We start from the raw sequence: 1,212 nt of genomic DNA on the forward strand, positions 1-1,212 counted from the left end.
TGACCTTACCCCTTCAATAGAACCAGTTCTTGCTTAGGTTTTTCGGTCTTTTGTTCTTTTTCAAATGTTCTTGCAAACTCAGTCGGTGCCATGCCGTTCAGTGAGCTGTGCGGCCTTTCCGAGTTGTAATCCTGCCGCCAGGTTTCAATGATCTTCTGGGCGCTGTGCAAGCTGACGAAAACGTTGTCATTCAGGCATTCATCACGGAATTTGCCATTGAAGCTTTCGATGTATGCGTTCTGAACCGGTTTACCTGGCTGAATGAATCTGAGCTTGACGTTCCTCTCGTAAGCCCAGAGATCAAGTGCCTTACTGATGAACTCCGGCCCGTTGTCAACGGTGATCACCTCTGGAAGGCCTCGTACCATTGATACCCGATCAAGGACTCTTGAGACACGCTGGCCAGTCAGAGAGTGATCAACTTCCAGTACCGGGCACTCACGACTGAGATCATCGACTACGGTTAGGACCCGGAATCGACGGCCGTTGTACAGGCTGTCAGAGACAAAATCCATGGACCAGTGCTGGTTGATCCGTTCCGGTCTGTCCATGACCACCCTGAGGTGGCTGATACGCTTCCTGCTCTTCTTTCGGCGTAGCGAGAGGCCTTCTTCTTTGTAAATGCGTTCGGTGCGCTTGTGGTTGATCAGATGCCCTTCCCGACGCAGCATGGTGTGCAGTCGTGGCGCTCCAAATTTGCGGCGCTGTTCGGCCAGTTCACGCAGGCGAGATCTGATCTCGTTATCGTTCTTTGGTTTCGCCTGGTACCGGCAACTGCTCCGGCACAGCCCAACAATGATACAGGCCCGTCTCTCGCTGAACTGGAACACCTCTTTGAGGTGAATCACGATGTTCCGCCGGGCGGCAGGCGTTACCACTTTTTTGAGAGAACGTCCTTGATGGCCTTGTTTTCAAGCATACTGTCGGCCAGCATCTGCTTGAGTTTCTTGTTCTCGTCTTCGAGCTGTTTCAACCGCTTGGCGTCGGAGACTTCCATGCCGCCGTACTTGGTGCGCCAGTTGTAAAAGGTGGCGTCACTGATGCCGTGGGTGCGGCACAGATCGACGATCTTCATACCGGCTTGTGCCTGTTTCAGGATGCCAATGATCTGCTCTTCGGTGAAACGTCTCGGCTTCATGTCTAGTCTCCTTTTGGAGTTTCTAGACCGAAATCACTAAGTTTGCAATGGAACAGTTTCAGGGGATAAGGTCA

Annotated in this window: 1 protein-coding gene; it reads right to left on the bottom strand. The window is 52.2% G+C overall.

All coding sequences use genetic code 11. From position 1 onward, the window contains the following. Positions 1-5: 5 nt before the first annotated feature. Positions 6-1,138 (bottom strand): IS3 family transposase gene (locus F6V25_RS16875; protein ID WP_420850003.1). Its coding sequence is split into 2 segments (ribosomal slippage): positions 6-889 and positions 889-1,138, totalling 1,134 coding nucleotides; the frame shifts between segments, so codons are not numbered across the junction. Positions 1,139-1,212 lie beyond the last annotated feature (74 nt).

Origin of the sequence: Oryzomonas japonica (assembly GCF_008802365.1) — a bacterium.
GTDB lineage: Bacteria > Desulfobacterota > Desulfuromonadia > Geobacterales > Pseudopelobacteraceae > Oryzomonas > Oryzomonas japonica.